The organism is Sinorhizobium alkalisoli (assembly GCF_008932245.1).
Taxonomy (GTDB): Bacteria; Pseudomonadota; Alphaproteobacteria; order Rhizobiales; family Rhizobiaceae; genus Sinorhizobium; species Sinorhizobium alkalisoli.
Map to the genome: position 1 here is coordinate 2,618,014 of NZ_CP034909.1, position 24,459 is coordinate 2,642,472.

Sequence of the window (24,459 nt, forward strand, 5' to 3'; positions counted from 1 at the left end):
GCGCGGGCGAAATTGGGGCACGCGGCTCACCCGGCGCGACGCAGGCGTCCGGTACGACCGCTCTCCTCTTCGAAAAGGGCCGCCAACTGTTCCGTCATCGCCCCTGCCAGTTCGTCGGCGTCGACGATCGTCACTGCACGGCGATAATAGCGCGTCACGTCGTGGCCGATGCCGATCGCCAGCAGCTCGACCGGCGAGCGGTTCTCGATCTGCTCGATAACCGCTCGCAGGTGGCGCTCGAGATAGTTGCCCGGATTCACCGACAGCGTCGAATCATCGACCGGCGCGCCATCCGATATCATCATCAGGATGCGCCGCTGCTCGGGTCGGCCGATCAGCCTGTCATGCGCCCACATCAGCGCTTCGCCGTCGATATTCTCCTTGAGCAGGCCTTCGCGCATCATCAGGCCGAGATTGCGGCGGGCCCGGCGCCAGGGTGCGTCGGCCGATTTGTAGATGATGTGGCGCAGGTCGTTGAGGCGGCCGGGCGACTGCGGCTTGCCGCCCATCAGCCATTTCTCGCGCGATTGCCCACCCTTCCACGCCTTCGTGGTGAAGCCGAGGATCTCGGCCTTGACGCCGCAGCGCTCGAGCGTGCGGGCGAGAATGTCCGCGCAGATCGCCGCCACGGTGATCGGCCGTCCACGCATCGAGCCCGAATTGTCGATCAGCAGCGTCACGACCGTATCGCGAAAATTCGTATCCTTCTCCCGCTTGAAAGACAGGGGCTGCATCGGATCGATGATCACGCGCTGCAGCCGGGCCGTGTCGAGATAGCCCTCCTCCAGATCGAATTCCCAGGACCGGTTCTGCTGTGCCATCAGTCGGCGCTGCAGGCGATTGGCGAGGCGGCCGACGGCCCCTTGGAGATGGGCAAGCTGTTTGTCGAGGAAGGCGCGCAAGCGGTCGAGCTCGGCCTCGTCGCAGAGTTCCTCGGCGGTGATCGTCTCGTCGAATTCCCGCGTGAAGACGGTGTAATCGACCTTCTCATTAAAATCCGCAAAAGGATGATTCGGCCGCTTGACCTCGCCGGGTGTCTCGCTCTCCTCGTCGCCTTCGTCCTGAAAGTCCTCGTCGGATATCTCGGCGCCGTCCATCTCACCTTCTTCCATCTGCTCCTCGGCAGACTGGTTCTCCTCGGCGGGCGCGGCGTCGGTCCCCTCTTCCTCCTCGCTGGCGTTTTCGTCCTGCTGCTCGCTGCGCGGCTGGTCCTCGTCGGTCTCGCTTTCCTGCTCGTCCGGCTCCAGATCGTCTTCGCCGTATTTTTCGGCTACATCCATGGAGGCAAGCATGTCGCGCACCACGCGGGCAAAAGCCTGCTGGTCGTTGACCGCCGCCGGCAGGTTCCGCACGTCGGGGGCGGCCTTCTGTTCGATGAAGTCGCGCCAGAGGTCGAGCACCTTTCCGGCGGAGCCCGGCGGTTTCTCGCCCGTCAGCTTCTCGCGCACCAGCAATGCCATCGCCTCTTCGAGCGGCGCATCCGACTGGTTCTCGATCGCACCGAAATTCGCCTTGGCGTATTTCTCCTCGAGCATCGAGGAGAGATTCGCGGCTACTCCGGGCATCCTGAGTGCACCGATCGCCTCGACGCGTGCCTGCTCGACGGCATCAAAAATCGCGCGCGCGTCGGCCCCCTGCGGTGACATCGTCGCATGGATGCGGTCGTCATGGCAGGCCTTGCGCAACGCCATCGAGTCGCCGAGGCCACGCGCGACCGCGAGCTCATGGCGGGTGGGACGTTTGGAAAGCTCCGGAAGGCGAATACGCTCGCCGGACATGCCCGGACGCTCATTGGCGAAGGCAATCTCGAGCTCCGCATCGCCGGCGATCGAGCGGACGCAGCCGGAAAGCGCCCGCTTGAAAGGTTCGGCAGCGTTTTCCCTCGCTTGCTGGTTCGCCTTGGAATTCGAGCTCACAACAGTTCCTTCTCCAGCCCGGCCCGGGCCGATCTCCGAGCGATCACCGCACCCGCCGCCTTAAGCAATCAGGCGGAGGCTTCCAGCACGATGTTGGCGGCGCTTTCCTTCAGCTCGACCCCAAAGGCGCGCTGGTAGTGCTCGGCAACCAGCGGCCGCTCCAGCTCGTCGCATTTGTTGAGGAAGGTTACGCGGAAGGCGAAGGCCACGTCGCCAAAGATGTATGCGTTTTCCGCCCAGGTGATCACCGTGCGCGGGCTCATCACCGTCGAGAGATCGCCGTTGATGAAAGCGGCGCGTGTCAGATCCGCGACGCGCACCATCTTCGATACGGTCTCGCGACCCTTGTCGGCCGCGAATCCCTTGACCTTGGCGGCGACGATGTCGACTTCCTTGTCGTGCGGCAAGTAATTGAGCGTGGTTACGATCGACCAGCGGTCCATCTGCGCCTGATTGATCTGCTGCGTGCCGTGGTAGAGACCGGTGGTGTCGCCGAGGCCGATCGTGTTGGCGGTCGCGAACAGGCGGAAGGCCGGGTGCGGGCGAATGACCCGGCTCTGGTCCAGAAGCGTCAGCCGGCCGGAGGATTCGAGTACACGCTGGATGACGAACATGACGTCCGGGCGACCGGCATCATACTCGTCGAAGACGAGCGCGACATTGTGCTGGTAGGCCCAAGGAAGAATGCCGTCCTTGAATTCCGTCACCTGCAGGCCGTCCTTGACGACGATCGCATCCTTGCCGACGAGATCGATACGGCTGACATGGCTGTCGAGATTGATACGCACGCAGGGCCAGTTCAGCCTTGCGGCCACCTGTTCGATATGGGTCGACTTGCCGGTGCCGTGATAGCCCGCAACCATGACTCGGCGATTGTGGGCGAAGCCTGCAAGAATGGCGAGTGTCGTTTCCCGGTCGAAAAGATAATCCGGATCGAGATCGGGCACATAGGCATCGCCCTTGGAATAGGCGGGAACGCGCAAATCCGTGTCGATGCCAAAAACCTCCCGGACTGAAATCGTCGTGTCGGGGAGGTTTGAAATGTCGAGGTCAATCTTGCTCATCATGTCTCCAGAGCGGCCGCCGAACGGCACCCGCGCATTCGCCTGCGAAATGTGCTTTCTGTAATAATCCGCGTTGTTAGCAGAAACCAGCCTGTTTTAACAATTGGTAGGCCTGAATGACGGCTCGGAAACGGTCTTCCGAGCCTCTGTCTCCGCCGTTCGCGTCGGGGTGATGCTTCTTGACGAGTTCCTTATAGGCCGCCTTGATATCGGCCGTTGTTGCCGAGGCTGCAAGTCCGAGCGTTTCGAAGGCCTTTGCCTCGAGCGTCTTCAGCTTGCGCAGCCGCGGTTCGTGCCGGCTCGAGCGGGCGCGCGCTTCGTTGAAGAAGCCGAACGGGTCGCGCATGCGCGCCTGCGAACCCGCACTGCCGGAGCGCGTCTGCGATTGCGTGGGACCTTTCCCGGCATTCTTGTTGACACCGACTGTCCAGGTGGGTCGATGCCCGGTCACGGCCTCCTTCTGGTAGCGCGCGATCTCGGAATCGGAGAGGCCCGAGAAATAATTGTAACCCTTGTTGTATTCCTTCACATGCTCGAAACAGAAGAGGAAATACTCGCCTTCGGCATTGCGACCGACGGGCGCCCGATGCACTCCATTCTTGTCGCAACCGTCCCACTGGCACACGTGCACGGTCGACTCGACGCGCGCTTCGCGCTTTGGGCGCGTGCGGATGCGGTCGAAGTATTTTGAATCGAGTTTCATGGCGCACATTATGGGGTTTGCGACAGGTCACAACAAGAATTGACAAAGCGGAATGTTGCTGGCTTTGTGCGGGTATTTTGCACCATCAAGGCATCGCACGGCTGGTTGGCGCAGCAAACAGGGAAATGGGACGGAAGCATGTCGCTGCAAAGCCGGATCGAGCAGAAGCTTGTGGAAGCGTTTCATCCCGAACGGCTCGCGGTCATCAATGAGAGCCATCTTCATGCCGGCCATCAGCCGGGCTTTGACGGCGGCGGCGAGACCCATATGCGCGTCCGCATCGTCGCAAGCTCGTTTTCAGGCATGAGCCGCGTAGCGCGCCACCGCGCCATCAATGATCTTTTGAAGCCGGAACTCGATGCCGGCCTGCACGCGCTCGCGGTCGAGCCCGCCGCCCCCGGTGAACCGACGCGCTGGTGATCCACTTCGCCGGTAATGTTGGGAAAAGCAACGCGCCGGTTAAGCCGTCGGCGCGTCGTCGGCGGCACGGATGCGCAGCTTGGTGATCCGATTCTTGACTCGCTTCATGACGGTGAAGCGCTTGCCGTAAAATGTGAAAGCCTGCCGCTCCTCCGGGATGCTCTTCGATTCATGAATGACGAGGCCGGCGACCGTCGTCGCCTCTTCGTCCGGCAGCGACCAATCGAGCGCGCGGTTCAGGTCGCGGATCGGAACCGACCCATCGACGACGATCGAGCCGTCAGCCTCCTGCCGGACGCCCTGAATGTCGAGGTCGTGTTCGTCGGCTATGTCGCCGACGATCTCCTCGAGAATGTCCTCGAGCGTGACCAGCCCCTGCACCTGCCCATATTCGTCGACGACGATGGCCAGATGGAGCTTGCGGCGGAGGAAGGCGTTGAGCTGGTCCTTGAGGTTGGTCGTGTCCGGAACGAACCAGGGCTTCTGCGCAATCTTGACGATGTCCAGCGTCTGCGGCTCCACATTTGGCTCGGCCAATGCCCGCAGCAGGTCCTTTGAGTGGACGACGCCGACAATGTTGTCGGTCGAACCACGCCACAGCGGCAGTCGCGTGAACGGACTTTCGAGGATTTCCCGCACGCAAACATCAGGCGGATCGTCGGCATTGATCGCGCGCATGGCCGTGCGGTGGATCATGACGTCCGACACTTCGAGCTCGCCGAGATCAAGCACGCCGCCCAGTCGGTCGCGGTCGGCCTTGATGACCGCTCCCTCGCGATGCAGCAGGTCGACCGCGCCCCGCAATTCCTCATGGGCCGAAAGCATGGGCATGTCGGAGGCGAGATTGACGCCGAAAAGGTTCAGGATGCGCCGGACGATTGCGTTGACGAGAGACGAAGCCGGGCCGACGACCGCGACGAAGGGCCGGACCACCGGCGCCACGGTGAGGGCGAAGCGATCGGGCGAGGCGATCGCCCAGCTCTTCGGCAACACTTCGGAAAAGATGACGAGCAGCACCGTCATGGCGAACGTCGCTATCGCCACGCCGGAATCGCCGACGAGGCCGATCAGCAAGCTCGTCGTCAGCGATGATGCGAGAATATTGACGAGGTTGTTGCCGATGAGCAGGGTGCCGATCAGGCGATCGCGCCGCTCGATCAGCCGGTTGACGATCCCCGCCCGCTCGTCGCCATTGCTTTCGAGCGTGTGCATGCGCGACCGGGAGGCGGCGGTCAAGGCGGTCTCGGACCCGGAGAAGAATGCCGAGAGCACGAGAAGAGCGGTGACGGAAACCAGGGATAGCCAATAGTCCGCCACGAAGGTCAATAAAGTGTCGCTGCTCATTGCGGGTGCTTTTCCTTAAGAAAGCTCAAGACTTCGGAGGCCGGCACGTCGTCGGCCACGAAGGAATGCCCGATGCCGCGCGTAAGAATGAAGGTGAGCTTGCCGCCCTTCACTTTCTTGTCCTGGGCGATCGCCTCCATCAACCGCTCCGCCGGCGGCAGCATCCCGGGGATATCTGCCATCCGCGTCGGCAGTCCGACTGCCCTGAGATGGGCTTCTACCCGACGCGCATCGTCCGGGCTCGCGAGATTCATCCGCGCGGAGAATTCGTACGCCAGTACCATGCCGACCGCGACGCCCTCTCCGTGCACCAGACGGTGGCTATCATATTCAGTGGCTGCTTCGAGCGCATGTCCGAAAGTATGGCCGAGATTGAGGAGCGCCCGCAGGCCGTTCTCGCGCTCGTCCGCCGCCACGACATCGGCCTTTGCCTGGCAGCTTACGGCAATCGCCTCAATCCGCGCGCCCCCCCCGGCGAAGACCGCCTGCCAATTCTGTTCCAGCCAATGGAAGAATTCAGGCTTGTCGATCAAACCGTATTTCGCAACCTCCGCATAACCGGCACGGAATTCACGCTGGCTCAGCGTGTCGAGCACGCCCGTGTCGGCCAGGACGAGGTCCGGCTGATGGAAGACGCCGATCAGGTTCTTTCCGTGCGGCGAGTTGATGCCGGTCTTGCCGCCGACGGAGGAATCCACCTGGGCCAGTAGCGAGGTCGGGATCTGGATGAAGCGCGAACCGCGGCGCACAATGCCGGCGGCAAAGCCCGTGAGATCGCCGATCACGCCGCCACCGAGCGCGATCACCGCGTCATTGCGCTCGATCCTGGCGCCGAGAATGGCGTCGCAAACCGGTATGAGGCAATCGAAGCTCTTGGTCTTCTCACCCGCGGGCAGCACCAGCGAGACGGCCTCGATGCCGCTTTGCGCTAGACTCGCCATCAGCGTTTCGAGGTAACGCGGCGCGACATTCTCATCGGTGATGACGGCCACCCTGCGGCCCTTGAGGCGTGCGGCGATCTCCCGACCCGCCTCCGCGATCAGCCCGGGGCCGATGAGGATGTCATAGGACCGGTCTCCGAGATTCACGCGGACCGAGCGTTCGGCGGGGATCATCTGGCTCATCATGGGGTCTCGGCTTTCTTGCAATCGGCGATGGCGGCGAGGACCTCCTCGACCATCGTTTCCTTCTTCACGTCGCGCGAGAGGACGACGAGGTCCGCCTCGGCATAGATCGGATAGCGCGCCCGCATCAGGTTTTCGAGCGTCTGTTTGGGATTTTCCGTTTTCAGAAGCGGTCGGGTGTCGCGCTTGTTCACCCGCTCCCAGAGCACCTCGAGTTCGGCATTGAGCCAGACCGTCAGCCCGCCCTTCTTGATCTGCCGCCGCGAGCGCTCGTTGACATAGGCTCCGCCGCCAGTCGAGACGACACGTGGCCCCGACCGCAACAGACGTTTCAGCACACGCGCCTCGAGCGCCCGGAACTCTTCCTCGCCATAGGCGGTGAAAAGTTCGCTGATCGTCATGCGCGAAACCCGCTCGATCTCGTGGTCGGAGTCGACGAAGGGAACGCCGAGCGCCTGGGCCGTCATCCGGCCGATCGCCGATTTACCCGCTCCCATCAGGCCGATGAAGATGAGATTGCGCCTACCGAGGGCGCGCTTCGCCCGCTCGGCAAGCGTCGCGGAAACCGGTTCGGTAACGTCGTTCATTGCGCTTCATATTCCCCATTCCATTCCGGTATCGACAAATCGGCGAAGGGCGTCAAGTCGTCGCCAAGGGCCGCCGGGCGCTTCGTGGACGCGCTGTCGGGGGGTATTCATATTGTCGTCCTGGCCCTTTCAATGCGCAAATGTCGCAAGCGCATCTTGAGCGGTAGCGCAGCATCTGGCACGGATGAAAGGGTCTCGGCTGCATGACTCCCTGCTCAACTTCGCTTTGGGGACAAGGACATGCAGCGTTTCAACATGCTACAGCGACCTTTGCGCATCGGAAAAGGAGTCGCGGCGCTGTAGAGGAGATCGAAATGCCGACCCTGTTCCGATTCCTGTTCTTCTGCGCCGTCGTCGCCGGCATGGTCTATGCTACGATGCTGGCGCTCGTCACCTTCGTCGAGCCGGTGGAGCGGGACGTTACCGTGCGCATCCCCTCCGAGCGGATCAACGAGCCGCAATGATGGATCTCTCAGAAGCGCACCTCGAAGCCTTTCTCGAGATGATGAGCGCCGAACGCGGCGCCGCAGTGAACACGCTTCAATCCTATGAGCGCGACCTCAAGGACGCTCTTTCTTTCCTACGCTCGCGCGGCGCGCGGCTGGGCGAGGCCTCCCCCGATGACCTGCGGCATTATCTTGCCCACCTCGCCAAAGAGGGCTTCAAGTCCTCATCGCAGGCACGCCGCCTCTCCTCACTCAGGCAATTTTACAAGTTCCTCTATGCCGAAGGCCTGCGTAGCGACGATCCGACGGGCATTCTCGACGCGCCGAAAAAGGCGCGCGCGCTGCCGAAGACGCTGAGCGTCGACGACGTCACCCGGCTCATCGGCCAGGCGGAGGCAGAGGCGGCGGCCGGCGGCGAGGATGCGCTCGCGAAACTGCGCATGCACGCGCTGATCGAGCTTCTCTACGCCACCGGCATGCGCGTCAGCGAATTGGTATCGCTGCCGGCGAGTGTGCTTTCGCAAAACGGCCGCTTTCTGGTGATCCGCGGCAAGGGCAACAAGGAAAGGCTGGTGCCGCTCTCGCAGGCAGCGATGCGCGCCATGCGCAGCTATGGCGATGCCCTGCGGCAAGGAGGGAGCACGGAGGAGAGCCCCTGGCTGTTTCCCTCCTATGGCAAATCCGGCCACCTGCCGCGCCAGGTCTTTGCCCGCGACTTGAAGAGCCTCGCCGCACGCGCCGGCATTCGGGTGGCAGCGATCTCTCCGCACGTGCTCCGCCATGCTTTCGCCAGTCATCTTCTCGCAAACGGTGCCGACCTTCGCGCCGTGCAGGAACTGCTCGGCCACTCAGACATCTCGACGACACAAATCTACACGCATGTGCTGGAAGAACGGTTGCACGAGCTCGTCCAAAACCATCACCCCCTTGCCAAACAGGCGAAAAAACAGGATTAGGTCCGCCGGACAGTTGGCGAGGCCGGGCAGTCCTCGTCGCAAAACGATCGGAAACGCATCTCATGCACAACTATCTCGACTTCGAAAAGCCCATCTCTGATCTCGAGGGCAAGATTCTCGAACTGAAGAAACTCGCCAGCGAAGATGAGAGCGTCAACACGTCCGACGAGATCGCAAGACTCGAGGGTCGCGTCCGCGACGCGATGGTCGAGATCTATTCCAGGCTGTCGCCGTGGCAGAAGACCCAGGTCGCGCGCCATCCTTCGCGCCCGCATTTTCTCGATTATGCCAACGAGCTCTTCAGCGAATTCACGCCGCTGGCCGGCGACCGCAACTTCGCCAACGACGATGCCATTCAGGCCGGCCTTGCGCGATTTCACGGCACGCCGGTGGCGGTGATCGGCCAGGAGAAGGGCAACGACACCAAGTCGCGCATCAAGCACAATTTCGGCAGCCCGCGCCCGGAAGGCTACCGAAAGGCGATCCGCGTCATGGAAATGGCCGACCGTTTCGGACTGCCGCTGATCACGCTGATCGACACCGCCGGCGCCTATCCCGGCGTCGGCGCCGAGGAGCGCGGCCAGGCCGAGGCGATCGCCCGCTCGACCGAAATGTGCCTGAACGTCAAGGTGCCGATCGTGACGGTGGTGATCGGCGAAGGCGGATCGGGCGGTGCGATCGCCATCGCCACGGGTAACCGCGTCTATATGCTCGAGCACGCGATCTACAGCGTCATCTCGCCCGAAGGCGCCGCTTCGATCCTCTGGCGCGATTCCACCCGCGCAAAGGAGGCGGCAAGCAACATGAAGATCACCGCCGAGGACCTGAAGGCGCTCGGCGTTATCGACGGCATCATCCCCGAGCCGATAGGCGGGGCGCATCGAGATCCGCAGGCCGTGATCGAACGCACCGGCACCGTGATTGCCGACGCGCTCAAGGAGCTTTCCGCGCGCAACGGCGACGAATTACGCGCCGATCGCCGCCAGAAGTATCTGAATATCGGCCGCAATCTCTGAACCGCGACGCCTTGCGCGTTCTGAAAGCTCCGCTTTCCGCTCTGAACCATTGCGATCAGAGCCTCGCGTACGGCAACCGGAAATCGATCATGGCCAAATCTTGGCCATATTCATCGGGTCATGAAAAGCGGCATTCGCAGGCGGTCCCTGCAGGGTTAAGATTTCGTGAAGAGTAATGACGTAGTGATTCGTTGAAGAGCCCTTCCCGGATGGATGCGGCGCTCAAGGATGGATTGTGGCAAGAACGGGCTTTCGCTGATGCGTTTTAGAAATCTTGTTGTCACCGCCGCTGTCGTAGCCGCGCTTGCCGGTTGCACCAACGAGACGCTCGACTCGGTCAACATTTCCAACGTCAAGAACAAGACCGAGTACCAGCTTTCCAGCAAGCTGGTCAGCAAGATGCGCGAGCTTGGGATGCAGAAGTCGTCCCCGATACTCTTGCGCATCTTCAAGGAAGAGGGAACCCTCGAAGTCTGGAAAGCGAATACGGCGAACCGCTTCCAGCTTCTGAAGAGCTATAAGATCTGCGCCTGGTCGGGCAAGCTCGGCCCGAAGGTCAAGGAAGGCGACCGACAGGCACCGGAGGGATTCTACCCGCTTTATCCGCACCAGATGAATCCCAATTCGAGCTATTATCTAGCGATCAATACCGGCTTTCCGAACGCCTATGACAAGGCGAACAACCGCAGCGGCACGCATCTGATGATCCATGGCGCCTGCTCCTCCTCTGGCTGCTATTCCATGACCGACGAGCAGGTCATCGAGATTTTCGCGCTGGCGCGCGACGCCTTCCGGGGGGGACAGGAAAACATCCAGCTGCAGGCCTTTCCCTTTCGCATGACGGCGGAGAACATGGCGCGTCACCGCAACAATTCGAATATCGAGTTCTGGAAGATGCTGAAGGAAGGCTACGACCAGTTCGAAGTGACGAAGCGGCCGCCGCAAGTGAACGTCTGTGAGCGGAAATACGTCTTCAACCAGCAGAGCGACGGCACGTTCAATCCGGCCGGGCAATGCCCCCCGATGTCCACGCCGCCGGAACTGCATGTGGCGATGGCGAATTTCGAGAAGGACTATAAGCGCGACTACGACAAGGCGCTGAAGAAATTCGAAGGCATGGTCTGGTATGAACCGACCGAGGCGGAGCGCAAGGCGGTGGTCGCCGAACAGCGCAAGGGCCGCGAACTCGCCTATGCGCCGACCGGCACCTCGCTTGACGCCGGCAAGCTGATGAAGGTGAGCGACCTCGAAAAGAGGATCGCCGCACAGCAGGAGGCCGAGGAGGCCAGGCAGGCCACGCTTATCCAGAAGGAAGCATTGGAGAAGGCGGGCCGCGAGGGAAGGACGGTACCGGTTCCGGAGCCGAACCCGATTGTGCGGCCGGTGGAACAGGCGACGCTGCAGCCGACGCCCACCAGGAAGTCGTTCTGGAACTTGTTCTCCAACGGCGAGTCCGTAACGCCAGGCCCGGCTGCCCCGTCACCGGAACAGGCTGCCAGTCAGCCCGCACCCGTTCAGCAGCCAGCGGCAGGTGCTCCGGCGGTGCCCGAAAACCCGCGTGTGGCCACAGCGCCCGCCGGCGAAGCCGCCCCTGCCGAACAGCCTCTCATCGAACAACCGAAAAAGCGCCCCTTCTGGAAGATCTGGGGCAATTGATGCCGGTCGAGCAGAAGATCGTCTATGATCTGAGGGGGCTGAAATGCCCCCTTCCGGTTTTGAAGGCGCGTAAACGCATGGAATCGCTCGCGCCGGGCGCGCTGATCGAGATCGAGACGACCGATCCCCTCGCCGTCGTCGATATTCCGCACTTCTGCAACGAAGACGGACACCGGCTCGAAGAGGCGACCCCTGTTGCGGGCGGCCATCGCTTTCTCATTCGGAAGAAAGGCTAGCGCATCGCCCTGCGCATGCCCGAGGATGCGGAACCGGCTTAGAACCGAATACCGGGCACCGCTAGCGGATTGTCGGCGAGTGCCTGGGCATCTGCCTGGTCGATACGCGGCTTGCCGGTGAAGGCGTCGAAAAGGTCGCAGACGAAGACCTCCTCCAGCCCCTTGGTGATCAGCACCATGCGGGTGCGCCGGTCGGCGGGATCGGGCCAGGCCGGCAAGCGTTCCGGCGTGTGGAACACCGTCTGGACGCCGTGCAGCACTACCGGCTGCTCCGGATTGTCTGCAACCGCCACGATCGCCTTCATCCGCAAGAGTTTCTCACCATGGGCCGAGCGCAGGAGATCGATGAACATCTCCAGCGCCATCGGCTCGATCGGCCGGTCGTGAATGATGCTGAAGGAGCGGATGTCGGAGCCATGGCTGTTGACGTCATGGTGACGATAGGGGTGCCCATGCCCATCATGATGATGGTGATGGTCATGTTCGTGATGATGCTCATGCAAGTGGCCGCAACTTGCTTCGGCTTCGTCCTGCAGCCAGCGGCCGACATCGGCGGCCTTGGTCGAGGGGTCATAGAGGCCGCAGGCGAACAAATCTGCCCGGCCGGCCGCCTCCGTATCGCCGTCGATGACGGGCGCGCGCGGATTGAGTTCTCTGAGGATGACCGAAAGCGCGCTGACCTGCTCGCTTTTCGCAAGCCCCGTCTTGGCAATGACGAGGCGATCGGCGACGGCAACCTGCTTCATGGCTTCCATATGGCCGGCAATCGTCGACTCGCCATTGATCGCGTCGACGACGGTCACCACGCCGTCGAGACGGTAATTTTGCGCGAGCACCGGATTGCCGATAATGGACTGAAGCACGGGTGCCGGGTCGGCGAGCCCCGTAGTTTCGATGACGACGCGCTTCAGCGGCGTGATGCGCCCCGTCTGCATCCGGTCCATGAGATCGGCGAGCGTATCGACGAGTTCGCCACGCACGGTGCAGCAGAGGCAGCCGTCGGAAAGCTCGATCACGCCGTCGCTCGATGCCTCGACCAGAAGATGGTCGATCGCCACATCCCCGAACTCGTTGATGATCACGGCGGTGTCGGTGAGTTCCGGATCCTTCAGCAGACGATTGAGAAGGGTCGTCTTGCCGGCACCAAGGAAGCCGGTCAGGATGGAGACCGGAACAACCGGCAATGGACCGTTCATGGCGGAGCTCCTTCGGACAATCGTCACAGGTTCGGGCGCGGCACGGGAATCGGCACATTGGCTATTTCGGCGGTGTCGCCCTGCCCTGCGACGTCGCTGCCGGCCTTTACAGTCTTTTCGCCGCTGCCCGGAACAAGCCCGGCGTAGACCAGTTTCAGCGGACGGTTGATCTCATGGATATAGGGTGAGAGCAGCTTCTGCCGCCCGGCCTCGTCACGCCCTTCGCTGCGGATTTTCGCCGCCTCCTTCGAGCAGATTTCCTTGCTGACATCGGCAGTCACATCGCGGCTTTCGCCGTAGGGCGCGATTTGCGTGAGCGATGGTTTTCCCACACTCCCGCTTGTCAAAGCCATCTGCAGCAGACGGGCCGACTCGTCGGCGCGGGCGCCGAGGCTATCTTCGCCCAGCACGACCGAAACGACGCTGCGGCCGCCCCTGGTCGCCGACGATACCTGATTGAAGCCCGACGCGCAGATGAACCCGGTCTTCATGCCGTCCGCACCGTCGAAGCGCCCGATCAGCATGTTGTAATTCGCATAGTCCTTCTTGCCCGTGGTGATGCCTTCCAGGGCGAAATAGGGAGCGTATTCTGGGAATTCGCGCTTCAGCGTGATCGCCAGTACCGCAAGGTCGCGGGCGGTCGTGTACTGACCCTGTCCGGGCAGGCCGTTGGGATTGACGAAATGCGACGATGTCATGCCGATTCGGCGCGCCTCGGCATTCATGCGATCGATGAAGGCCTGTTCCGATCCGCCGACCGTCTCGGCGATCGCCACGGCAACATCGTTCGCCGATTTCACGAGCATCATCTTCAACGCGCTGTCGAGCGTCATCGTCTGGCCGGGCTTGTAGAACATCTTGCTCGGCGGTTCGGACGCTGCGTTCTTCGACATGACCACCGCACTTTCCAGCGCCAGTTGCCCCGCCTTGATCGCACGAAAGGTCGTATAGGCCGTCATCAGTTTGGTGAGCGACGCCGGGTACCATCTCTGGAAGATGTCCTCATGCTCGTAGACCTTCAGTGTGTTGACGTCGACGACGAGTCGCGGATTGGCATGGGACGGCAGGGCCGCAACCATGATGGCCGCACAGGTGACCGCAAGAGCGGCCAGGGCCCTAATGCTGTTGCACATCATGAATCGAGCAGTCGTCGTCACGATCTCAAACCTCGAAATTCCGCAGTTGCCTCGTATTGTCCCGCTATTTAGCCTATATGGCCAGGACATGGCAAAGGCCAGTGATTTGGCTGGCGCGTCCATCCACCGAAGACCGACAGGGATACATCATGCCGATTTTGAACCGCGCCGCCGAACTCCAGAACGAAGTGACCGAATGGCGGCGCCACCTGCACATGAACCCGGAGCTTCTGTTCGCGGTGGAAAATACGTCAGCCTTCGTCGAAAGGAAACTCAAGGAGTTCGGTGTTGACGAGATCGTGACCGGACTCGGCCGCACCGGAGTCGTCGGCCTCATTCGCGGCAATCTCGGCACCGGCCGCACCATTGGTCTGAGGGCCGACATGGATGCCCTGCCGATCACCGAGACGACTGGCAAGCCCTGGGCCTCGACGACGCCCGGCAAGATGCATGCCTGCGGTCATGATGGTCACACGGCCATGCTGCTCGGTGCGGCGAAATACCTCGCCGAGACGCGGAATTTCGCTGGCAATGTCGCCGTCATCTTCCAGCCGGCGGAGGAAGGCGGCGGCGGCGGCAACGAGATGGTCAAGGATGGCCTCATGGAACGCTTCGGCATCGAGGAGGTCTATGGCATGCACAACATGCCGGGCATGCCGGTCGGCCAGTTCGGCAGCCGCGTCGGCCCGATCATGGCCTCCACCGACGAGTTCTCGATCACCGTCAAGGGCCGCGGCGGCCATGCGGCTCAGCCGCACAAGACGGTCGACCCGATCACGGTCGGCGCGCAGATCGTCAACGCGCTGCAGACGATCGCCTCGCGGACTGTCGATCCACTCGCCTCGATCGTCGTCTCTGTCACCAAGTTCAATGCCGGCTTCGCTCACAACGTCATTCCCGAACAGGCCGTGCTTGCCGGGACAGTCCGGGCGCTGACGCCGGAGGTGCGCGACACGGGCGAGGCGCGAATTCGCCAGATCGCCGAAAGCCTCGCCGGCGCCTATGGGGCGACAGCCGAGATCTGGTACGGTCGCAACTATCCGGTCACGGTCAATCATGCGGACGAGACCGCCCATGCGCTTGCAGTCGCAGCGACGATCGCCGGCGACGGCAAGGTGGATGCCGCACTCGACCCGATGATGGGCGGCGAGGACTTCTCCTACATGCTGCTTGCCCGTCCGGGCGCCTTCATCTTCATCGGCAACGGCGATACGGCCGGCCTTCATCATCCCGCCTATGATTTCAACGATGAGGTTATTCCGCACGGCATCTCCTACTGGGTGAAGCTCGCCGAAGCGCGACTTGCCGCCTGACGAACGCGGGGAGGCGGCAACATGCATCAGATCGACAAGACCGACCGCAGAATTCTGCAGATCCTGCAGGCGGACGGCCGCATCACCAATCTCGAGCTGGCTGACCGCATAGGCCTGTCTCCGACCGCCACCAGTGAGCGCCTGCGGCGGCTCCTGAAGGAAGGTTATGTCTGCGGTTTTGGGGCGCGTCTCGATCCGCACAAGCTCGGCTTCGGGCTCCTGGTCTTCATCGAGGTCATGCTCGACAAGACGACGCCGGAGGTCTTCGACCAGTTCACCGCCGCCATCAAGCAGGCGCCCGCAGTGCTTGAGTGCCACATGGTGGCCGGAGGTTTCGACTATCTCGTCAAGACCCGTTTCGAGGACATGGCCGCCTACCGCAACTTCCTCGGCCAGGTGCTGTGGACGCTGCCCGGCGTCAAGGAGACCCGCACCTATGCGGTAATGGAAGAAATCAAGAATGACGGTCCGCTGCCGCTGATCTGAGTAGCGGACCGTTTCGCGTTGTCGATTATGCCTTAAGTGAGGTCATGTCGATGACGAAGCGATAGCGCACGTCGCTCCTGATCACCCGCTCATAGGCCGCGTTGATTTCATCGATCTTGATCCTCTCGATCTCCGAGACGATGCCGTGCTCGCCACAGAAGTCGAGCATCTCCTGCGTTCCTTGATCGAGCCGATCATCGAGCCGGAAATGCTGCGCCGGCCCGGCACCAGCGAGAAGGCATGGACCGGCACCGGATTTTCCGGAATGCCGACCAGCACGAAATCACCGTCGACCTTCAGGAGATTGAGATAGGCGTTCCAGTCGATCTCGGCCGCTACAGTGCATATGATCAGATCGAAGCTGCCGGCAAGCGCCTGGAAAGTCTCCGGATCGTTCGTCGCGTAATAGTGGTCGGCGCCGAGCTTCAGCCCGTCCTCCTTTTTCGATAGACTCTGGCTGAAGACCGTCACTTCCGCCCCCATCGCATGGGCGAGCTTCACGCCCATATGGCCAAGTCCGCCCATGCCAACGATCGCCACCTTCCTGCCGGGCCCCGCCTTCCAATGGCGCAGCGGCGAATAGAGCGTGATGCCGGCGCAGAGAAGCGGCGCGGCCGCGTCGAGCGGCAGATTCTCCGGAATGGAGAGCACATAGCCTTCCTTGACGACGATGTGATCGGAATAGCCGCCCTGGGTCGGCGTTCCGTCCGCTTCGACGCCGTTATAGGTCGGCACGAGGCCGGGCAGATACTGTTCGCGGTCGAGGTCGCGGGCCGCACAGGTGGTGCAGGAATCGACGAAGCAACCGACGCCGACGCGGTCGCCGATCCGGAATCTGGTCACCTTGGGACCGACTGCCCGCACGATGCCGACGATTTCATGGCCGGGCACCATGGGGAAGATCGAATTGCCCCATTCGTTGCGGGCCTGGTGGATGTCGGAATGGCAGACGCCGCAAAATTTGATATCGATAACCACGTCGTCTTCGCGCGGTTCGCGGCGCTCGAAGGTGAAGGGCGCGAGCGGCTTCGACGCATCGGTCGCGGCATATCCTCTAGCAATGGCCATGGGTCTATCCTTGATGTTTTGGAGTGGGCGCCGGCTCGGGAGCGCGCGGCGCCTGTGGGGGCCCGCGCGTGGCGACGATGGACGCGGGCGGCAGGTCGCACTATGCTGTCTCTGCCGTGGATTGCGGTAGCTTGATCCTGCAAGATTCTTGCACGATCCTGCAAGAACGGTCGTGGAGCGCTGACGGAATTGGCTCGAACGGCTATCTGTTATCGAGCCCGCCACCACCCAAGCCACTGGAAAGACCGCAGAACATGTCAGTCACGCATAAATCGCCACGCCAGGAGATGATCGACATCATTGCCCGAACGGCCGTGACGGATGGCCATTTTTCGACATTCGTTCCGGGTCTCGCCGTGCATCGGTCGTCCAATTTCGCCGAGGTCAGTTGCGGTTCCTACGGGCCAGGTCTCGCCATCATCGTACAAGGCGCCAAGCGCCTGATGCTCGGCGAGGAAACGCTGACCTATGGGGCCTCCGACTATCTCGTGACCTCGATCGATCTGCCTGTATCCTGGCAGATCGTCGCGACGCCGGACGAACCCTATCTCAGCATGAGTTTTCAAATCGACGTGCGCAAGATCGCGGAGCTCGTCGACAGGATAGGCGACGCACCGGCACCGTTGCCAGCCTCGCCGCGCGGGATGACCGTCAACAAGCTGACAAGCGACCTGGAGGACGCGGCACTGCGCCTGATGCGACTGCTCGATCGCCCCGAGGACTCGGCCGTCCTGCTGCCCCTCCTCGAACAGGAAGTCCTATACCGGCTGCTGATCGGACCCCATGGTGCCAAGCTGCGGCAGATGGCGACGGCTGAGAGCTATCCGCACCAGGTCGGCCGCGCCGTCGCCTGGTTGACGGAAAATTATGCCACCCCCCTGCGCATCGAGGAACTCGCAGGCCGCGTGAACATGAGCGTCTCCTCGCTGCATCATCATTTCAAGGCGATCACGGCCATGAGCCCGCTGCAATATCAAAAGCAGCTTCGCCTGCAGGAGGCGCGGCGGCTGATGCTGCAGGAACGCCTCGACGCCGGCGCCGCCGGTCATCGAGTCGGCTACGAGAGCCCGTCGCAATTCAGCCGCGAATATGCGCGCCACTTCGGCGACCCGCCGGCCCGCGACATAGGCCGCGTCCGCCGCAATCTGTTCGGTCGCTCGAGCGGCGAGCCGGAGATGCTGAGCGAAGGATAGAGCATGCCGGTCATCCGCTTCGCTCGATTTCGCGCCGCAGGACGATCGATGTCGTCAGATCATCGACCTCGTCGAGCCCCGCCACCTCATTGCGCAACTCGTTCAAGGCATTGATCGACGCCACCTTGACCTCGACCACCAGATCGAGCTGACCGCTGACGGAGGACACGCGGCGGACCGGGGGAAAGCCGGCGAGCCTGTCGAGCACGCCGACAGAGGGCGTGCGTTTGAGCGTCACCAGCAGGAAGGCCTCGATCTGGCCCTCCTCCAACTGCCCGATATCAGCGCGATAGCCGCGAATGACGCCGGCTCTTTCCAGCCGTGCAACGCGCTCCGCCGTGGCGCTGCGCGACAGACCGATACGGCCGGCAAGCGATTTCATCGGGAGGCGCGCCTCACGGCTGAGAATGCTGAGGATCGACCGGTCGGTCGCATCGATATTCTGCAATGGTGCCTCCCACCCTCCGTGCTCCGCCCCTGCTCATCAGAGCGCCGACAAAAGGACGGTTAGAATAAACAGAGTGCCGGCACAACCAGCGAAATGCCGGATGCGGTGCGTCGTTGGGCATGTCACTCTCGCCGCAAAACGAGGGCTTTTGGACGAGATGCTGAATACCACGCCGAATTTTTCCCCTGCCGAAGCGAAAGCGCTCCTTGCACAACATTTCAGCCTGGAGGGAACGCTCGCGCCGCTCGACAGCGAACGGGACCAGAACTTCAAGGTCACCGCCGATAGCGCGACCTACGTTCTGAAGATCATCAATGCGGCCGAGCCGGAGATCGAAAGCGATTTCCAGTCGGTACTACTGAATCATCTCGGCGGAATTGCCGGCGACCTTCCCGTGCCGCACCCGCATCCGACGCTGTTCGGGCAGAGCTTTGCCGAGGCCAAAGGCGCGTCTGGTCTCACCCACAGGCTGCGGGTTGTCAGCTGGCTTCCCGGCATGCCGCTCGCCCGGTCCCGACGAAGCGACGCGGCACTTCACTCGCTGGGCCGCATGCTCGGCCGCTTCGACGCCGCCCTTAAGGGCTTCATGCACCCGGGTGCGCTGCGCGACATCGACTGGGACATTCGCAATGCCGGACGCTCCGCCGACCGGCTGCAACATGTGGCCGATGAGGGCGACCGCGCGCTTCTTCAACGCTTCCTCGCCCGCTTCGAAGTCCGGGTCGCGCCGCAGCTTTCGATGCTGCGCGCGGGGATCATCCATAACGACGCCAATGATTGGAACGTGCTGGTCGAAGAGCAGGATCACGATCGCATCGCCGGCATCATCGACTTCGGTGACGCCCTCTACGCGCCCGTCATTGCCGAAGTGGCGATTGCCGCCGCCTATGCAGGGCTCGACCATGCCGACCCGATCGGGGCCGCTGCGGCGATCGCCCGCGGTTTTCACACCGAGTACCCGCTTCTGGAAGAGGAAATCGATCTCCTCTTCGACCTGATTGCCATGCGGCTGGTGGCGTCGGTCACGATGTCCGCCTCGCGCCGGGCCGAGACAGAGGGAAACCCCTATCTCGGCGTCAGCGAGAAACCGGCCTGGGCGCTTTTGCGCAAGCTCGACGCCATGAACCCGCGTTTCGCCACCGCCATCTTGCGCAGCGCCTGCGGTTTCGAGGCGGTTGCCGGCGCCCGGGCTGTTGCCGTGTGGATCCAGCAGAACCGCAAAAGCCTGTCCCCGATCTTCGAGCGCCCGGCAGCAGCCTATCCCGCCGACGTCGTGCCCTATGGCAATCCCGCCCATCCGATGACCATCGCTTCGGCAGGTGAGCGGCCGCATGAGGCGCAGTCGATTTGGGAGGCGCATTGCGGGACGGCGGGCGTTGAACTCGGCATCGGCCCCTGGGGCGAAGCACGCACCGTCTATTCGGGCGAGATGTTCGTTTCCCATCTCATCGAAGCCACGCGCCGCACCCGTCATCTCGGCCTCGACCTCTTCATGGCCGCCGGTACCAGGCTCCACGCACCACTCGCCGCCACCGTCGTCAGCATCGAGATCGAAAAGGATCCGCTCGGCTACGGCTGCCTCGTCGCGCTCCGCCACGAGCCGGAGCACTGCCCGCCCTTCGTGACGCTCTGGGGGCATCTTGCCCACGAAGCTCTCGGTCGCCTGAAGCCGGGCGACCGGCTCGAAGCCGGCGCGCTCGTCGGCGAAATCGGTACGCCGGAGGAAAACGGCGGCTGGGCGCCGCATCTGCATCTGCAGATCTCGACCGACACGAGCCTGGCGGCGACGGAGATCCTCGGCGTGGGCGAGGAGCACTACCTGGATGTCTGGGCGGAACTATTCCCCGATGCCGCCACGTTCGCCGGTATTGCACCGGAATTCTACGCGCGGACCGGCCGCCCGCATGAGGAAATCGTCCGGCTCCGCAGGGAATTGCTGCTACCAAACCTCGCGATCTCCTACGACAAGCCTATCAAGTTCGTGCGCGGCGAAGGCGTCTGGCTGATCGACGACCGCGGCCGTGCCTATCTCGACTGTTTCAACAATGTCTGCCACGTCGGCCACGCCCATCCGGCGGTCGTCGAGGCGATGGCACGCCAGGCGGCGATGCTCAACACCAACACGCGCTACCTGCACGACAATATCGTCGCCTATGCGGAGCGGCTGACCGCGACAATGCCAAGGGCACTGACCGTCGCCGGTTTCGTCAACAGCGGCTCCGAAGCCAACAGCCTAGCGCTGCGCCTTGCACGCACCCATACGGCCCGCGAAAACGCGATCGTGCTCGATTGGGCCTATCACGGCACGACGCAGGAACTGATCGATCTCAGCGCCTACAAGTTCCGTCGCAAGGGCGGCCAAGGACAGAAGCCACATGTCCATGTCGCAAGCATACCGGATGGTTATCACGCGCCGCCGGACTGGCCGGCCGAAGAGCATGGCAAGCGTTTTGCCGAAAGCGTTGCCGAATTGATCGACGCGATGAAGGCCAGAGGCGATGGACCCGGGTTCTTCATGGCCGAGTCGGTCCCGAGCGTCGCCGGCCAGGTGTTCCTGCCGAAGGGCTATCTGAAGGAGGTCTACCGGATCGTGCGCGAGGCCGGCGGCGTTACGATCGCCGACGAAGTGCAGGTCGGCTTCGGCCGGGTCGGCAGTTACTGGTGGGCCTTCGAGACGCAAGACGTGGTTCCGGACATCGTCACCATGGGCAAGCCGATCGGCGACGGGCATCCGCTGGCGGCGGTCGTCACAACCCGCGAGATCGCCCAATCCTTCAACAACGGCATGGAGTACTTCAACACTTTCGGCGGCAACCCGGTCTCCTGCTCGGTCGGCCTCGCCGTCCTCGACATAATCGAGGCCGAGGACCTGCGCCGCAATGCACTCACGATCGGCAATTATCTTCTCGCTGAGTTCCGGGCAATGCAGGAGCGTTACGAGGTGATCGGCGACGTGCGCGGCCTGGGTCTCTTTCTTGGCATCGAGTTGGTTGCGGATCGGAACACGAAAGCGCCCGCGACCGAGATCGCCCGGGCTGTTTCGAACGGAGCGCGACGACGGGGCGTGCTGCTAGGCACCGAGGGACCGCACGATAGTGTTCTGAAGATGCGGCCGCCGATGATTTTCTCAAGACGCGACGCCGATCACCTGATCAACGTGCTCGACGAAACCTTCGCGGCAGTGCTGACCGGAACGGACTGAGCGAATGACGCCGCGGCGTACGCGCTACCAGCCGTCCCGGAGCGCTTTCGCCAGCATGTCGGCGAAGAAATCGGCGCTCTCGTGGCTGAGGCAGAGCGGCGGCTTGATCTTGAGCACGTTCAGATGGTCGCCGGTCGGCTGCATGATGACGCCGAGCTCCAGCAGGCGGTCGCAGATCGCTGCCGTCTCTTCGGTCGCGGGCTCGAGGGTCTCCCGGTCGCGGACGAATTCGACGCCGAGATAGAGTCCCATGCCGTGAACGGCGCCAACGAGTGGGAAACGATCCATAAGTGCCTGCAGCCGCGCCTTGAGATGGCTGCCGACCGTGCGGGCGTTGTCCTGCAGCGCCTCGTCGTGAAGGATGTCGAGCACGGTCGTGCCCACGACGCAGCTGACCGGACTTCCGCCGGAGGAGGAGAAGAAATAGCCTTCCTTCTCCAGCGCCTCCGCGATTTCGCGGCGCGCGAGGACGGCGCCGAGCGGATGGCCGTTGCCCATCCCCTTGGCGACGGTGATGATGTCCGGGACCACGCCCTGTTCCTCGAAGCCCCAGAAATAGTGCCCGAGCCGTCCATAACCGACCTGCACTTCGTCGGCGATCGTGACACCGCCGTGCGACCGGACCATGGCATAGACCGCCTCCAGATAGCCGGGCGGCAGCGGAATGCCGCCGGCATTGCCGTATACGGTTTCGGAGATGAAGCCGGCGAGCTTTTGCCCTTTCTCTTCCAGTTCACTGAGCTTGGCCGAGACTGTCGCGACATAGTCACCAGTCGAGCCAGCGCCGCGAAACGGACCGCGGTAGGTGTTCGGCGAGACGACCGGATGCACCCAGCCGGGTCTTGTGGTCAGCGCCTCCGGATTGTCCGCGACCGAGGTCGAGACCGCGTCGCTGGCGACCGTCCAGCCATGATAGGCCTCGAGCAGCGAAATCATGTTGCGAGCGCCGGAAGCGGCCCAGGCCAGACGAATGGCGAGATCGTTCGCCTCCGAGCCGCTGTTGACGAGGAAGACCGTGTCGAGACCTTCCGGTGCCAGCCCCGCAAGCCGCTCGCAAAACTCTGTGACCGCCGCATAGTGGAAGCGGGAATTGGTGTTGAGCAGCGACCATTGCCGCCCGACGGCGGCCGAGAGGCGCGGATGTCCGTGGCCGACGATGGTGACGTTGTTGAGCATATCGAGATAGGCGCGCCCCTCGATGTCGAAGAGATGCTCCTTCCAGCCGCGCTCGATCTCGGGCGGATTGCGGTAATAGTTCTTCTGCGGGCGTGCGAAATGGCGCCGGCGCCGTTGCAGGAGCCCGGCCGCATCCGGCAAGGGCGCGTCGCAATCGAAACCGAGAAGCGCGGCGGGCGACGGGCAGAGCCGCCGCCAGGCTTTCGCCTGATGCGCCGCAGCGAAGGCCGGCGGGTCGAGATCCGGCACCGTTGAGAGCTGGACGCGCATGAAGCCGAGTGCCCCGGGATCGCCAAAGGTCGTGCCGATGCGGGCACCAGCCTCGACCGTATCGCTGCCAGTATCCGTCGGATCGACGCCGAGAAGGTGGAGATGCAGCCGCTCGTCCGAAAGCACAAGCCTGCCCTGACGCTCCACGATCCGACCGGAAAAGGGCGCGTGGACCGCCGTCTGCCCGGGCAGGCAAAGGTCGACGCCGAGCGCCGAGGTCCGCGGCGCCTGAGCCTGAAGCAGTCGCGTCTCCGTCAGCCGGAATTCGCCGTAGCGCGTGGCGGCAGCGCCCGCCGCTCGCGCCGCCGACTGCAGGAGCAGCGCCTCGGTGTCCTCGTATTGCCAGCGGTCTGAGGGTAGATGCGAACCGAGCAGCGAGAGATCGACGATGCCGACATGATCCGGATCGATATCCGGCAGCAGGCGGGCCTCCATGGCCGGGACTGTCTTCGCCGCTTCCTTGCCGACGGCCTGGCGGATCGCCTCATCCATGAGGTCGGAGGGGACGGAGACGGCCACCTCGAAGATTTCTCGCTCATGGGAGGCATTGTGCTGGACATAAGCATTGTCCGGATCGATCCCGAGCTGCTGCGCCGAGCTTGCGACCAGCACGCCGGCCCTCGCGACCACCAGTGGCCAGAGCGCCTCGAGTTCGGTATCGGTCAGCGGGTAAGCTGTATGGAAGGCTTTCACCGCCGGGAGAATTACGAAGGGGTCGCCGTCCGCGTGATGCAGCAGCGAGGCGCAGGCGACCGCGAGCTCCGCAACCACCCAGCCCCTCATGACGTCGCCGAAATCGATGACGCCTTCAGGCACGAGGCGGCCGCTGCCGTCGGCGCGGCCGACGACGTTGTCGTCGGTCACGTCCTGGTGGATCGCTTGCACGCGCAGCTCCGGCATCAGCGGCTGCAGCCGCCGCATGGCGCCGACCATCGCTTCGGCGATGCGGTTGCGCAATTCCCCGTCCGTCATGGCCGAAAGCAGGTGCAACGCCACCGGCCCTGCCTTTCTCAGGTCCCATTGCAGTTCGCGATCGAGGCCCCGATGATCGAAATCCTGCATCGCAACCGCCAGCCGTCCGGCGATATCGCCAAGCGCGGCCACGCTCTCCATGGCCAGGTGCTTGCGGCCCGTCAGCGGCTTGCCGTCGAGAAATGTGAGGAGTCGGATCTGATAGGCCTCGCCGCTGAGGGTGACGGGGACGATCTCCTCGCCGCCATGCGACGGCACCACCCGCGGCACTTTCGGCGCACCAGCCTTTCCGGCCACATGAGCCAAGGCCGCATTCTGCGCCTCCAGCTCGACGCGCGCCGCCCTCGCTATCTTCAGGACGTAGCGGTCTTCCGGCGCGTCTACACGATAGTTCTGGTCCTGCTGGCTGCCGAGCTCGACGAGTTCGCCGGAGACAGCGTAATGCTCCGACAGGATCGCGCTCGCCTCTTCGGCGGACAGTTGCGGCCGTTTAAGCTCGGTGCGGCGCTTCAGCGGTTGCTCTTCCATCGT

At 63.1% G+C, this 24,459-nt stretch carries 20 protein-coding genes and 1 pseudogene; 10 read left to right on the forward strand and 11 right to left on the reverse strand.

What is annotated here, in order from left to right; translation table 11 throughout:
* Positions 1-26: 26 nt before the first annotated feature.
* The 3 genes from cobT to EKH55_RS12780 form a co-directional block, all read right to left on the reverse strand.
* Positions 27-1,916, reverse strand: a complete 1,890-nt coding sequence (cobT, locus tag EKH55_RS12770; protein ID WP_069459242.1) for a cobaltochelatase subunit CobT — start codon at positions 1,914-1,916, stop codon at positions 27-29.
* A 68-nt stretch (positions 1,917-1,984) separates the two neighbouring features.
* Positions 1,985-2,980: a cobaltochelatase subunit CobS gene (gene cobS / locus EKH55_RS12775; protein WP_069459320.1), complete on the reverse strand. Its 996-nt coding sequence runs from the start codon at positions 2,978-2,980 to the stop codon at positions 1,985-1,987.
* A gap of 76 nt (positions 2,981-3,056) precedes the next feature.
* The gene (locus EKH55_RS12780; RefSeq protein ID WP_069459241.1) at positions 3,057-3,692 is read right to left on the reverse strand and encodes a J domain-containing protein; all 636 of its coding nucleotides are present in this window, start codon (positions 3,690-3,692) and stop codon (positions 3,057-3,059) included.
* A 129-nt stretch (positions 3,693-3,821) separates the two neighbouring features.
* On the opposite strand from EKH55_RS12780, the gene EKH55_RS12785 reads away from it, so the two are divergent.
* Positions 3,822-4,103 (forward strand): BolA family protein, encoded by a 282-nt coding sequence (locus EKH55_RS12785; protein ID WP_069459240.1) that lies wholly within the window; start codon positions 3,822-3,824, stop codon positions 4,101-4,103.
* A 39-nt stretch (positions 4,104-4,142) separates the two neighbouring features.
* Here the strand turns inward: EKH55_RS12785 and EKH55_RS12790 are convergent, their stop codons facing one another.
* From EKH55_RS12790 to EKH55_RS12800, 3 genes are read right to left on the reverse strand one after another with little or no spacing between them, the layout of a single operon-like run.
* Positions 4,143-5,447 carry an HlyC/CorC family transporter gene (locus EKH55_RS12790; protein WP_069459239.1) on the reverse strand — a complete coding sequence of 435 codons (1,305 nt, stop codon included), beginning with the start codon at positions 5,445-5,447 and terminating at the stop codon, positions 4,143-4,145.
* Complete coding sequence (gene aroB / locus EKH55_RS12795) at positions 5,444-6,574, reverse strand: 3-dehydroquinate synthase (protein WP_083265350.1); 1,131 nt, start codon at positions 6,572-6,574, stop codon at positions 5,444-5,446. Before aroB ends, EKH55_RS12790 begins: the two co-directional genes overlap by 4 nt.
* Positions 6,571-7,158, reverse strand: coding sequence for a shikimate kinase (locus EKH55_RS12800; RefSeq protein ID WP_069459237.1), 588 nt, complete (start codon positions 7,156-7,158; stop codon positions 6,571-6,573). Before EKH55_RS12800 ends, aroB begins: the two co-directional genes overlap by 4 nt.
* A 314-nt stretch (positions 7,159-7,472) precedes the next feature.
* Between EKH55_RS12800 and EKH55_RS12805 the strand changes: the two genes are divergently transcribed.
* The 5 genes from EKH55_RS12805 to EKH55_RS12825 all read left to right on the forward strand — a co-directional run bounded on the left by EKH55_RS12805 (position 7,473) and on the right by EKH55_RS12825 (position 11,468).
* Positions 7,473-7,622, forward strand: a complete 150-nt coding sequence (locus tag EKH55_RS12805) for a hypothetical protein (protein ID WP_106407866.1) — start codon at positions 7,473-7,475, stop codon at positions 7,620-7,622.
* A complete protein-coding gene (gene xerD, locus EKH55_RS12810) occupies positions 7,619-8,560 on the forward strand; it encodes a site-specific tyrosine recombinase XerD (RefSeq protein WP_069459236.1) in 942 nt (313 codons plus the stop codon). Before EKH55_RS12805 ends, xerD begins: the two co-directional genes overlap by 4 nt.
* A 62-nt stretch (positions 8,561-8,622) precedes the next feature.
* Positions 8,623-9,576, forward strand: coding sequence for an acetyl-CoA carboxylase carboxyltransferase subunit alpha (locus EKH55_RS12815; RefSeq protein WP_069459235.1), 954 nt, complete (start codon positions 8,623-8,625; stop codon positions 9,574-9,576).
* A gap of 258 nt (positions 9,577-9,834) precedes the next feature.
* Entirely contained in the window at positions 9,835-11,232 is a 1,398-nt protein-coding gene (locus EKH55_RS12820; RefSeq protein WP_069459319.1) for a L,D-transpeptidase family protein, read from the forward strand.
* Positions 11,232-11,468: a sulfurtransferase TusA family protein gene (locus EKH55_RS12825; protein WP_069459234.1), complete on the forward strand. Its 237-nt coding sequence runs from the start codon at positions 11,232-11,234 to the stop codon at positions 11,466-11,468. Before EKH55_RS12820 ends, EKH55_RS12825 begins: the two co-directional genes overlap by 1 nt.
* A 38-nt stretch (positions 11,469-11,506) precedes the next feature.
* On the opposite strand, the gene EKH55_RS12830 is transcribed toward EKH55_RS12825, so the two are convergent.
* Together EKH55_RS12830 and EKH55_RS12835 are read right to left on the reverse strand one after the other, a co-directional pair.
* Positions 11,507-12,664, reverse strand: coding sequence for a CobW family GTP-binding protein (locus EKH55_RS12830; protein WP_069459233.1), 1,158 nt, complete (start codon positions 12,662-12,664; stop codon positions 11,507-11,509).
* Between the two features lie 23 nt (positions 12,665-12,687).
* Positions 12,688-13,797, reverse strand: a complete 1,110-nt coding sequence (locus EKH55_RS12835) for a D-alanyl-D-alanine carboxypeptidase family protein (protein ID WP_069459318.1) — start codon at positions 13,795-13,797, stop codon at positions 12,688-12,690.
* 152 nt (positions 13,798-13,949) lie between these two features.
* On the opposite strand from EKH55_RS12835, the gene EKH55_RS12840 reads away from it, so the two are divergent.
* Together EKH55_RS12840 and EKH55_RS12845 are read left to right on the forward strand one after the other, a co-directional pair.
* Positions 13,950-15,113 carry a M20 aminoacylase family protein gene (locus EKH55_RS12840; protein WP_069459232.1) on the forward strand — a complete coding sequence of 388 codons (1,164 nt, stop codon included), beginning with the start codon at positions 13,950-13,952 and terminating at the stop codon, positions 15,111-15,113.
* 21 nt (positions 15,114-15,134) lie between these two features.
* The gene (locus tag EKH55_RS12845; RefSeq protein WP_069459231.1) at positions 15,135-15,599 is read left to right on the forward strand and encodes an Lrp/AsnC ligand binding domain-containing protein; all 465 of its coding nucleotides are present in this window, start codon (positions 15,135-15,137) and stop codon (positions 15,597-15,599) included.
* A gap of 25 nt (positions 15,600-15,624) precedes the next feature.
* Here the strand turns inward: EKH55_RS12845 and EKH55_RS12850 are convergent.
* A pseudogene (locus tag EKH55_RS12850) lies at positions 15,625-16,667 on the reverse strand (NAD(P)-dependent alcohol dehydrogenase).
* 254 nt (positions 16,668-16,921) lie between these two features.
* Between EKH55_RS12850 and EKH55_RS12855 the strand changes: the two are divergent.
* Positions 16,922-17,860 (forward strand): AraC family transcriptional regulator, encoded by a 939-nt coding sequence (locus EKH55_RS12855; protein ID WP_069459229.1) that lies wholly within the window; start codon positions 16,922-16,924, stop codon positions 17,858-17,860.
* A gap of 10 nt (positions 17,861-17,870) precedes the next feature.
* On the opposite strand, the gene EKH55_RS12860 is transcribed toward EKH55_RS12855, so the two are convergent.
* Positions 17,871-18,308 carry an Lrp/AsnC family transcriptional regulator gene (locus EKH55_RS12860; protein WP_151611580.1) on the reverse strand — a complete coding sequence of 146 codons (438 nt, stop codon included), beginning with the start codon at positions 18,306-18,308 and terminating at the stop codon, positions 17,871-17,873.
* 148 nt (positions 18,309-18,456) lie between these two features.
* On the opposite strand from EKH55_RS12860, the gene EKH55_RS12865 reads away from it, so the two are divergent.
* Positions 18,457-21,510 (forward strand): aminotransferase class III-fold pyridoxal phosphate-dependent enzyme, encoded by a 3,054-nt coding sequence (locus EKH55_RS12865; protein WP_069459227.1) that lies wholly within the window; start codon positions 18,457-18,459, stop codon positions 21,508-21,510.
* A gap of 24 nt (positions 21,511-21,534) precedes the next feature.
* Here EKH55_RS12865 and EKH55_RS12870 read toward each other — a convergent pair whose 3' ends face one another.
* Positions 21,535-24,456, reverse strand: coding sequence for an aminotransferase (locus EKH55_RS12870; protein ID WP_069459226.1), 2,922 nt, complete (start codon positions 24,454-24,456; stop codon positions 21,535-21,537).
* Positions 24,457-24,459: the final 3 nt, after the last annotated feature.